Source organism: uncultured Microbacterium sp. (assembly GCF_963521695.1).
Taxonomy (GTDB): domain Bacteria; phylum Actinomycetota; class Actinomycetes; order Actinomycetales; family Microbacteriaceae; genus Microbacterium.
Map to the genome: position 1 here is coordinate 1 of NZ_CAUQWC010000143.1, position 9,185 is coordinate 9,185.

General features: G+C 69.7%; 9 protein-coding genes. 6 read left to right on the top strand and 3 right to left on the bottom strand.

Features of this window, described 5'->3' with window-relative positions:
• Positions 1-40: 40 nt before the first annotated feature.
• Both RWP81_RS11080 and aspS read right to left on the bottom strand, forming a co-directional pair.
• Positions 41-289, bottom strand: coding sequence for an ATP-binding cassette domain-containing protein (locus RWP81_RS11080; protein ID WP_314456076.1), 249 nt, complete (start codon positions 287-289; stop codon positions 41-43).
• Between the two features lie 87 nt (positions 290-376).
• Positions 377-1,717 (bottom strand): aspartate--tRNA(Asn) ligase, encoded by a 1,341-nt coding sequence (gene aspS, locus RWP81_RS11085; protein ID WP_314456078.1) that lies wholly within the window; start codon positions 1,715-1,717, stop codon positions 377-379.
• Positions 1,718-1,881: 164 nt separating this feature from the next.
• Between aspS and RWP81_RS11090 the strand changes: the two genes are divergently transcribed.
• From RWP81_RS11090 to ccsB, 6 genes are all read left to right on the top strand, one after another.
• Positions 1,882-2,589 carry a DedA family protein gene (locus tag RWP81_RS11090; protein WP_314456080.1) on the top strand — a complete coding sequence of 236 codons (708 nt, stop codon included), beginning with the start codon at positions 1,882-1,884 and terminating at the stop codon, positions 2,587-2,589.
• A 178-nt stretch (positions 2,590-2,767) separates the two neighbouring features.
• The gene (locus tag RWP81_RS11095; RefSeq protein ID WP_314456082.1) at positions 2,768-3,412 is read left to right on the top strand and encodes a histidine phosphatase family protein; all 645 of its coding nucleotides are present in this window, start codon (positions 2,768-2,770) and stop codon (positions 3,410-3,412) included.
• Entirely contained in the window at positions 3,412-4,017 is a 606-nt protein-coding gene (locus RWP81_RS11100) for a TlpA disulfide reductase family protein (protein ID WP_314456084.1), read from the top strand. Before RWP81_RS11095 ends, RWP81_RS11100 begins: the two co-directional genes overlap by 1 nt.
• Positions 4,014-4,760: a cytochrome c biogenesis protein CcdA gene (locus RWP81_RS11105; RefSeq protein WP_314456085.1), complete on the top strand. Its 747-nt coding sequence runs from the start codon at positions 4,014-4,016 to the stop codon at positions 4,758-4,760. The genes RWP81_RS11100 and RWP81_RS11105 overlap by 4 nt, the downstream gene beginning before the upstream one ends.
• The gene (locus RWP81_RS11110) at positions 4,741-6,603 is read left to right on the top strand and encodes a cytochrome c biogenesis protein ResB (protein ID WP_314456087.1); all 1,863 of its coding nucleotides are present in this window, start codon (positions 4,741-4,743) and stop codon (positions 6,601-6,603) included. The genes RWP81_RS11105 and RWP81_RS11110 overlap by 20 nt, the downstream gene beginning before the upstream one ends.
• Before the next feature lie 4 nt (positions 6,604-6,607).
• Positions 6,608-7,615 (top strand): c-type cytochrome biogenesis protein CcsB, encoded by a 1,008-nt coding sequence (gene ccsB / locus RWP81_RS11115; protein WP_314456089.1) that lies wholly within the window; start codon positions 6,608-6,610, stop codon positions 7,613-7,615.
• A 247-nt stretch (positions 7,616-7,862) separates the two neighbouring features.
• Here the strand turns inward: ccsB and RWP81_RS11120 are convergent, their stop codons facing one another.
• Positions 7,863-8,750 (bottom strand): DUF559 domain-containing protein, encoded by an 888-nt coding sequence (locus tag RWP81_RS11120; RefSeq protein ID WP_314456091.1) that lies wholly within the window; start codon positions 8,748-8,750, stop codon positions 7,863-7,865.
• Positions 8,751-9,185 lie beyond the last annotated feature (435 nt).

Below are 9,185 nucleotides of genomic sequence, written 5' to 3' on the forward strand. Positions count from 1 at the left end.
CCGCCACCCCGGGCAGGCGCGGGGCCGCAGCGCCCGTGCGTCACTCGACCTGCACCGTTCCCCCGTCGCAGCGCTCGGCGCCGGTGGCGAGTCTCAGCAGCGTCGAGGCCCCGCACCCCGACGGCCCGACGATCGCCGCGATCCGACCCGCCGCGATCTCGAGGTCGATGTCGTGCAGCACGCGGACGCCCGCCCGATCACGGCTGACGCCGCGGAAGACGATCGACCAGCCCCGAGGGCGTGGCGCACGCCCGGTTCCCGCGGGTTCCACGGGCGTGACGGCGACCATGCGCCCACGTTAGGGGTCGCCGATGACACGCGAACGCCCGGGGAGTGAACCCCGGGCGTCGCTCGGTCGAATCGTGGACGTCGGTGCTTACGGGGCCAGGCGAGTCGGTCCGCGGAAGAGGTAGGTCACTTCGCGGATGGACGACTCACCCAGCAGAAGCATGAGAACGCGTGCGAGGCCCATGCCGAAGCCGCCGTGCGGCGGGGCGCCGAAGCGGAAGAAGTCGAGGTAGAAGTCGAGGTGCTCGGGGTCGAGACCCTTCTCTTTCGCCTGCTCGACCAGCACGTCGACGCGGTGCTCGCGCTGGGCGCCCGTCGTGATCTCGACCCCGTTGAAGAGCAGGTCGTACGACTTCGTCAGCCCGGTCTCCTCGTCGCGCATGTGGTAGAAAGCGCGGATCTCGGGGTGATAGTCGGTGATGAAGACGAACTGGTGGCCGTGCGTCTCGGCCACGTGCGCCGCGATCTGGCGTTCGCCCTCGGGATCGAGGTCGCCATCGGTGCGCGGGATGTCGTATCCACGGGCGGCGACGATCTCGCGGGCCTCGGCGAGGGGGATACGGGGGAAAGGCAGCGACGGCACCTGCACCTCGACGCCGAACAGCTCCTGGATCTCGGCGCCGTGCTTGTCGGCGACGGCCTGGAACGCCGTCTGCAGCAGTTCCTCCTGCATGCGCGCGACGTCGTCGTGCGAGTCGATCCAGCTGATCTCGGCGTCGATCGAGGTGAACTCGGTCGCGTGGCGGCTGGTGAAAGAGGGGTCGGCGCGGAAGGCGGGGGCGATCTCGAAGATCTTGCCGAAGCCGGCGACCTGGGCCATCTGCTTGAAGAACTGCGGGCTCTGAGCGAGGTAGGCGGTCTTGTCTTCGAAGTAGGGCACCTCGAACAGTTCGGCGTTGGACTCCGAGGGGGAGGCCATGAGCTTGGGGGAGTGGACCTCGATGTAGTCGCGCTCGACCCAGTACGTGCGCATGGCGTGCTCGAGGGTGGTCTGCACGCGGAAGATGAGGTTGTTGCGGCGCTGACGCAGGTCGAGGAAGCGCCAGTCCATGCGCTTGTCGGGGCTGCTATCGGCGGCGATCGGCGTCTCGGGGTTGGCGGCGGCGGCGATGACGAGCTCGCCGACCTTGATCTCGACTCCGCCGAGCTTCACGCGCTCGTCGTGCTTCAGCTCACCGCGCACGGTCAGGAACGTGCCGGTGGCGAGAGCGCCGACCGTCTCGGTCAGCGCCAGAGCGGCGGCATCCTGCTCGGAGCCGTCGTCGACGGGTCGCGTCGCGGGGTTCACCAGCTGCACGGCACCGGTCTCGTCGCGGAGGACGACGAACTGCACCTTCTTCTGATCGCGCACGGTTTCGACCCATCCCGACACCTCGACGGCGCCGGCGGGGAGGGATTTCAGCTGGTTGACCAGGACGCGTTCGCTCACGATCGACCATCCTACGTGCGCCGGTCGCGCCGCACCGGGACACGGGCGCGGGCACCGCGGCATCCCTCCGCTCGGGGCCAACCCCCAGGATTCGTGCGCGCCCGGGCTCTAGCCTGAAAGGGGCGTCCGTTCGGGCGGCCGATCACCGAGCGCGAAGGCACCCGATGACCGACACCACCCTCACCCTTTCTCTTCTCCGGGCCGGCTCCGGCTCCGGCGAGGGGCAGTCGTGGCTGACGTCGCTGGCCGACTGGACCGTCTCGCTCATGGAGATCATCGGCCCGGTGGGTGCGGGCGTCGCCATCGCGCTCGAGAACCTCTTCCCGCCGCTGCCCAGCGAGGTCGTTCTGCCGATGGCGGGACTGACCGCAAGCCGCGGTTCGTTCACGCTGTTCGAGGCCCTGCTGTGGACGACGATCGGATCGGTCGTCGGTGCGTTCATGCTCTACGGCCTCGGCCGGTGGCTCGGAGCCGCGCGTCTGCGCGCCTTCGCCGCGAAGATGCCGCTGCTGCACCCTGAGGACGTCGATCGGACGGTGGCGTGGTTCGAGCGGCACGGCGGCAAGGCGGTGTTCTTCGGGCGCATGATCCCGATCTTCCGCAGCCTCATCTCCATTCCCGCGGGGGTGTCGAAGATGCCCATGTGGCGTTTCGGACTGCTCACGGGCGCCGGCAGTCTGATCTGGAACACGATCTTCGTCCTGTCGGGATACCTGCTGGGCGAGAACTGGCACATCGTCGAGGAGTACGCCTCGATCCTGCAATACGTGGTCATCGCCGCGGTGGCCGTCGGCATCACGTGGTTCCTGTACGCGCGCATCCGTTCGCTGCTCGCCTCCCGGCAGGATCCGGCCTCGCGCACCGACGCCTGAGCGCGCGGTGGCGGGCTCCGGGAGAGTCCTTACCGCAGCGCGAAGGCGCGGTCTCGTCGAGCGCTCCGGGGCTTCTTCATCACCCCGCGAGAGAACCCGCGTCGCGCGGTATCTCCACGTCGAAGCAACCGGCCCGCCCGCTCAGTCAGACCACAGAACCCGCGCCTAGACTGGCCTCGTGACCGCCGATCGCCTGCATCTCGTGCGCCACGGAGAGGTCCACAACCCCCGTCGCGTGCTCTACGGTCGGCTCCCGGGATTCGGTCTCAGCGTCGCCGGCCGGCAAATGGCCCGGCAGGCCGCCGCGTACGTGCGCGGGCTCGACCGGCCCGTCAGCGCGCTGGTGGTCTCCCCGCTGCAGCGCACGCGCGAGTCGTCGGAGCCCTTCACCGAGATGTTCGGCATCGATGCCTACATCGACGATCGGGTGATCGAGCCGACCAACGTCTTCGAGGGACGGCGCATGAAGCAGGCGCTGGCCAACCCCCTCAACTGGCGACACCTCCGCCGCCCGGCCGTGCCCAGCTGGGGCGAACCGTACGAGCGCATCGTCGCCCGGATGACGGATGCCATGGCTGACGCCTGGGAGCGGGTGCCCTCGGGTGACGTCGTCGTCGTCTCGCACCAGCTGCCGATCTGGGTGACCCACCTCGCCCTCTCCCACCAACCCACCCGCCACGACCCCCGCAAGCGCCGGTGTGCGCTGTCGAGCGTGACGAGTTTCGAGCGGCGAGACGGCGCCGACGGCTCGACGCGCTGGGTCGAGGTGGCGTACGCCGAGCCGGCATCCACCGCCGGAGCCGTCGACGTAGGAGCCGTGTGATGCGCCGAATCCTCACCGCCGCGGGGTCTGTCGCCGCGGCCGCGGCCCTCGTGGTGGGCCTGGCGGCCTGCACCACCGACCCGCTCGCCGACCAGTACCGCGCCGGTGACAACAAGGGCTACATCGCCGCGAACGGTTTCCAGACCGCCGAGATCCCGGCCGAAAGCCGCGGGGAGCCGGTCGACTTCGCCGGCACGCTCGACGACGGGTCCGCCGTCTCCAGCGCCGACTACGACGGCAAGGTGCTCGTGGTGAACTTCTGGTATGCCACGTGCGGCCCGTGCATCATCGAGGCGCCGCGTCTCGAGCAGGCGTACAAGACCTTCGAGGGGCAGGACGTCGCCTTCCTCGGCATCAACACCTACGACCAGCCCTCTACCGCGCAGTCGTTCGCGCGAGACCACGACATCTCCTACCCGAGCGCCATGGCCGTGGGCGACGCCGAGCTGAAGCTGGCGTTCAACGACAAGACGCCGCTGAACGCTACCCCGACCACCCTCGTGCTCGACAAGCAGGGGCGCGTCGCGGCGCGCATCGTCGGCGAACTGCCCGAGGCCTCGATCCTCGAGGCGATCGTGCGCACCCTGGTCGCGGAGGGCGCGTGAATCCGGGAGCCCTCGTCTTCGACGGGGCGCTGTGGGTCGCCGTGCCCATCGCGCTGGCCGCCGGCCTGATCTCGTTCCTCTCTCCCTGCGTGCTGCCGCTCGTGCCGGGCTACCTGGGCTACATCGGCGGTGCGGTCGCTCCCCGAGGGGGCGCGGCATCCGCCGGTCGTGGTCGCCTGCTGGGCGGAACGCTGCTGTTCATCGCCGGTTTCACGCTGGTGTTCATGGCCTTCAACGTGCTCGGGGGCGCCGCGGGAGCGTTCTTCACCCGCTACGGCGACGTGATCACGCGCGTCCTCGGCGTGGTGATCATCCTGATGGGACTCGTGTTCATCGGCCTGTTCGGCATCGCGCAGCGGTCGGTGCGCATGCAGGCCAAGGGCAATCTCGGTCTCATCGGGGCGCCGCTGCTCGGTATCGCCCTGGGCGTCGGCTGGACGCCGTGCATCGGACCGACGCTGACGGCCATCCTGTCGGTGTCGTACAACCTCGGAGACCCCGGCCGTGCCGCCCTGCTGGGGCTGGCGTACTCGCTGGGCCTCGGCATCCCGTTCCTCCTCCTCGCGCTCGGTTTCGGGTGGGCGACCCGGTCCGTCGCGTTCCTGCGCAAGCACATCCGTGCCGTCAACATCGTCGGCGGCGTGCTGCTCGTCGTTCTCGGCCTCGCCATGGTGACCGGTGTCTGGGGCGCGTGGATGTCGTCCCTGCAGGGGGTGATGAGCGGTGTCCAGCTCCCCCTCTGACCCCTCGCGGCCGGAGCCCACGGACGGCGTCCTGCGCCCGTCCGACCACGCCGATTCGGCCCTGGCATCCGATTCCGACGACATCACCCAGCCGCGGCTCGGTGTCGTGGGGTGGGCGCGCTGGGGCTGGCGACAGCTCACATCGATGCGCACCGCCCTCGTGTTGCTGCTGCTGCTCGCGATCGCCGCCGTACCGGGCTCGCTCGTGCCGCAGCGCACGGCGGATCCCAACGGCGTGACGCAGTACTTCACCGACAACCCCGACCTGGCGCCGGTGCTCGACAACCTGAGCCTGTTCGACGTCTACACCTCGCCGTGGTTCTCGGCCATCTACCTGCTGCTGTTCATCTCGCTGATCGGCTGCGTGCTGCCCCGCACCAAGCACCACTGGAAAGCCCTGCGCTCGCAGCCGCCGCGAACCCCCGCGCGCCTGTCGCGCCTTGACGATCACCGCACCCGCACGATCGCGGTCGACGGGGATCCGGATGCCGCGGCATCCGCCGCCGTCGACGCCGCCGCAGCGCAGCTGCGTAAGAGCGGCTACCGGGTGGCCCGCTACGACGGTCGCGGGACGTCCTCGGTGTCGGCCGAGCGCGGCTACCTCCGTGAGACGGGAAACCTCGTCTTCCACGCGGCCCTGGTCGGCGTGCTCGTCGCGGTCGGTTTGGGGGGTGGATTCACCTACACCGGGCAGCGCGTGCTCGTGGAGGGTCAGGCGTTCGCGAACAGCCTGCTCGACTACTCCTCGTTCAACCCGGGGCGCTTCGTCAGCGGCGACACCCTCACGCCCTACTCGATGACGCTCGACCAGTTCGACGTGAACTACGTGCCTCCCGGGCAGCCCGGTGCCGGCCAGGCCGGCGACTTCGTCGCGCACGTGACCACGCAGGCTCCCGGTGGCGATCCGCAGGACGGCGAGGTGCGCGTGAACCATCCGCTCGACGTGCGCGGAGACCGCGTCTACCTCCTCGGAAACGGGTACGCGCCCACCGTCACGATCCGCGACGCCGACGGTCGAGAGGTGTTCCACGACTCGGTCGCCTTCCTTCCTCAGGATGCCAACATGACCTCGCTCGGCGTCATCAAGGTCGCCGACGGCCTGCCCGAACAGCTCGGCCTGCTCGGCTTCTTCTATCCGACGATGGACGTGCTGCCCTCGGGGGCGCTCACCTCCACCTTCGGCGACCTCGAGTATCCGGTGCTGACGTTGCGCGTCTACGAGGGCGACCTCGGCATCGACGACGGCACGCCCCGCTCGGTGTACACGCTCGACCCCTCGGGCATGACCCAGATCGCCGGTGGCGACAGCGGCAATCCGGCTCTCCAGCTCATGCCCGGCCAGACGGAGGACCTCCCCAACGGCCTGGGCACCATCACGTTCGAGAACGAGGCCCCGGCCGGCGCGTCCGGCTACGACGGATCGGTCAAGCGTTTCGCATCGCTGTCGATCCACCGCGATTTGGCGGGACCGTGGGTGCTCGCTTTCGCCCTGCTCGCGCTGTTCGGTCTGCTCGCGGCGCTGTTCGTTCCGCGCCGACGCATGTGGGTCAGGGCCACACCGTCCGCGAACGGGGTGTCGATCGAATACGCGGGTCTCGCGCGCGGGGAGGACCCGACCCTTGCCGCGGCCGTCGACCAACTCGTCGAGAAGCACGGCACCGCCCTGCCCTCCCAGAGTCGCCCCGACACCGACGCGCGCCCGCGACCGACCGGCCCCGGGGCCGGATCATCCACACCTCCGCAGAGCCAGCCCGACACCGACGCGCGCCCGCGACCGACCGGCCCCGGGGTCGGATCACCCACACCTCCGCAGAGCCAGCCCGACACCGGAAAAGTAGACTGAGACCATGCCCGGAACCGATCCGATTCTCCTCGACGAGATCTCCCTCCTCTTGGTGTGGACGGCGGTCGCCATCTACGTGCTGGCGTTCATCGCCTACGCCATCGACCTCGCGCGCCGCTCCGACCTCGCCCTGAAGGCGAAGGACGAGGTCGTCGCGCGCGAGCTCGTCACCGCGGGCGGTGGGGGAGTGATCTCCTCGGGCGGCTCGACTTCGGCATCCACCGCCGCGTCGAAGCCGCGCTACCTGTGGGCTCGCCTGGGTACGGTGCTGACGACCCTCGGGTTCGTGTTCCACCTCGTCGCGACCGTCCTGCGCGGCATCGCCGCCGAGCGGGTGCCGTGGTCGAACATGTACGAGTTCGCCCTGACCGGTCTGCTGCTCATCGTCGCCGTCTACCTCGTCGTGCTGACGCGCTACGACCTGCGCTTCCTCGGTTCGCTCATCACGGGGCTCGCGGTGCTGCTGCTCGGTGGTGCGACGCTGGCGTTCCACGTCGAGGTCGTTCCGCTGGCCGATCCGTTGAAGTCGGTGTGGCTGGTCGTGCACGTGTTCGTCGCGAGCCTTGCGACGGCGCTGTTCGCCCTGGCCTTCGGACTGTCGGTCGTGCAACTCATCCAGGCGCGGCGCGAGCGCAAGCTCGCCGAGGCGCCGGCGGATGCCGAGCCGAAGCGCAGCTTCTTGCGCACCGTGCCGTCGGCCGACGCCCTGGAGTCGCTCGCCTACCGCTTCGCCATCGTCGGCTTCATCTTCTGGACCTTCACGCTCATCGCCGGCTCCATCTGGGCGAACGACGCGTGGGGCCGCTTCTGGGGCTTCGACACCAAAGAGGTCTGGACCTTCGTCATCTGGGTGCTCTACGCCGGGTACATCCACGCCCGCGCGACCCGCGGCTGGCGCGGCACCCGCTCGGCGTGGCTGTCGATCATCGGCTTCACCGCGGTGCTGTTCAACTTCACGATCGTCAATGTCTTCTTCAAGGGCCTGCACGCTTACAGCGGTCTGACGACCTGAGGCGCGTCTCGTTCGACGGGCCCGTCCGGCTGCGTGCTCGGGCGGGCCTTCGTCGTTGCTCCCGTCGTCTGTTGAGCGTCCAAGACACGCCGCGTCGCGGGTTGTCCCACGGCGTGTCTTGGACACTCGAACTGCTGCCCGTGCGCGTGGCGGGTCGGGCGTCGCGGTCCTGAGTCACGGCACGCAGCCGTGTTGAGTGTCCAGGACACGCCGTGCGACCGGCGGGCAGGCGGCGTGTCTTGGACACTCAACGGGGTCGTGCGGCCAGGAGCGCTCGCCGAACCGGGGCGATGACGTCCTGCTCAGGCGTGTCGAGGTGGTGAGCGACAACGCGGATCAGGATCCACCCCTCGTCGGCGATGGCGCGCCAGCGGTCGGCATCCCGACGGAACTGCTCGGTGTCGGCATGGTGACGGCCGTCGTATTCGATGGCGACGCGCTGCTCTGGGTAGGCGAGGTCGAGCCGCGCGACGAAGGTGCCGGCGGTGGTGCGCAAGGTCCAATTGAGCTCGGGCTCGGGGAGACCGGCCCGCACCAGGATCAGGCGCACCTGCGTCTCCCGCGGGGACTCGGAACCGGGTCGCACGAAATGCACCGCCTCGCGCAGGGCGACGGCACCGCGGCGTCGTGCCCGCATCGCGGCCTCGGCGAGGTCTTCGACCGAGTCGCCCTGCGACACAACCCAGTCGCCGGCCGCCACCAGGTCGTCCATCCGCAGCAGGGAACCGAGCTGCGCCCAGGTCTCGACGCGGGTGGGGGCCGGCAGATCGCCGATCAGGGTGACGCCGTCCTGGGGGAGTTCCAGCCGATGTCCCACGACGCCGCGAGCGCGAGGTTCGCGAGTGGGTGGAATCGCACCGACGTGGAGTTCGTCTCCGTGACGGAAGGGGAGGGGCATGCCCCAGAGCGTCGCGGCGGTCGTGTGGCTGAAGAACTGCCCGCCCGTCATCCGGGGCAGGTAGGCCTGGCAACGATCCGTAACCGACTCGAGCGATTCCTCCCGCGCGACGCGCACGCCGTGGAACGGCGCCCGGAGGTCACTCGCGGCGAGGCGTCGACGGGGGATGCCGAGGACATCCGCCTCTCGAACGTGAAATGCGGAGCACAGGTCGGGCGGGAGCGGTCGAGTTCGCATCCCGCTAGCAGACAGCGTCTGCTGATCGATGTCGCGCGGCGCCCCTTCTGCCTGTGGAAAAAGGACCTTGGTGAGGAGCTTCGTACCCGCTCGCCCGCGTCTCGATCGAACATTGAGTGTCCAAGACATGCCGTGTCCGGCGCGGTGACACGGCGTGTTGTGGACACTCAACGGGGTTTCGGATGCGGAGGAGGTCGGCCCGGCGTCGCGCTCGCCCGCGTCTCGATCGAACGTTGAGCGTCCAAGACATGCCGTGTCCGGCGTGATGACACGGCGTGTTCTGGACGCTCAACGGGGGTTTCGGGCGCGGAGGAGGTTGGCCCGGTCCGCCCGACATCGCGCTCGCCCGTTGCGCTCGCGCGGCGCCATTCCACCAGCGGTCGCGCGCGTCCGCCCCCACTCGCCCGGGGTCGCGCGCCCGCCCCCACTCGCCCG

Coding starts and splice junctions, on each gene's coding strand:
- RWP81_RS11120 (WP_314456091.1), bottom strand. CDS start 8,750: ATGCGAACTCGACCGCTCCCGCCCGACCTGTGCTCCGCATTTCACGTT.
- RWP81_RS11090 (WP_314456080.1), top strand. CDS start 1,882: ATGACCGACACCACCCTCACCCTTTCTCTTCTCCGGGCCGGCTCCGGC.
- RWP81_RS11100 (WP_314456084.1), top strand. CDS start 3,412: ATGCGCCGAATCCTCACCGCCGCGGGGTCTGTCGCCGCGGCCGCGGCC.
- ccsB (WP_314456089.1), top strand. CDS start 6,608: ATGCCCGGAACCGATCCGATTCTCCTCGACGAGATCTCCCTCCTCTTG.
- RWP81_RS11080 (WP_314456076.1), bottom strand. CDS start 289: ATGGTCGCCGTCACGCCCGTGGAACCCGCGGGAACCGGGCGTGCGCCA.